This window comes from Mesorhizobium sp. LSJC269B00, assembly GCF_000502815.1.
In the GTDB taxonomy this organism is placed as follows: domain Bacteria; phylum Pseudomonadota; class Alphaproteobacteria; order Rhizobiales; family Rhizobiaceae; genus Mesorhizobium.
This window is the reverse complement of sequence record NZ_AYVN01000044.1, coordinates 1-683: the sequence shown is the minus strand read 5'-3', so window position 1 is coordinate 683 and position 683 is coordinate 1. Positions and strand designations below refer to the sequence as shown.

General features: G+C 66.9%; 1 protein-coding gene. It reads right to left on the bottom strand.

The window, feature by feature from the left end; translation table 11 throughout:
* Window positions 1–198, bottom strand: a 198-nt coding sequence (locus X771_RS1000000169005) for a hypothetical protein (RefSeq protein WP_210163795.1), incomplete at its 3' end; no start/stop codon positions are given.
* Window positions 199–683 lie beyond the last annotated feature (485 nt).

Below are 683 nucleotides of genomic sequence, written 5' to 3'. Positions count from 1 at the left end.
GCGCGCCGTTGAGTGACCCGGCTGCAGCACCGAGGCACCCAGCATCGACCCACTGCCTCCGGCGTAGGGCGCCGCGGCGTGTTCTTGTCCGCTCCCTTGCGTCATGAGTTGCGCCTCCCATGGCGATCGTAGAAGGTCCGCGTGCGGAATCGAGTCGAAATATCCCGACAAATCAGCGTCGACCTTCTGCTTTTGCAACCGAGCCCACCTTTCGGCCACCGCGGCCTCGCCAACCGCGGAGGGCGTCTCCCCAGCCCTGNTGCTTTTGCAACCGAGCCCACCTTTCGGCCACCGCGGCCTCGCCAACCGCGGAGGGCGTCTCCCCAGCCCTGGCGAACGCTGGCCCGGCAGGCGCCGCCGGCACAGAACGAGCAGGGTCACGCAACTCGGACGGTGAGGGGGGATTCAGATCAACCACTGACGAATCCGGCGCATGATGATGGCGCGCCGTTGAGTGATCCGGCTGCAGCACCGAGGCACCCAGCATCGACCCACTGCCTCCGGCGTAGGGCGCCGCGGCGTGTTCTTGTCCGCTCCCTTGCACCATGAGTTGCGCCTCCCATGGCGATGTATCCACTTGAGGGCCGGGATCATGCACTGGTTCGTCCATTTGCTTTTGCAACCGAGCCCACCTTTCGGCCACCGCGGCCTCGCCAACCGCGGAGGGCGTCTCCCCAGCCCTG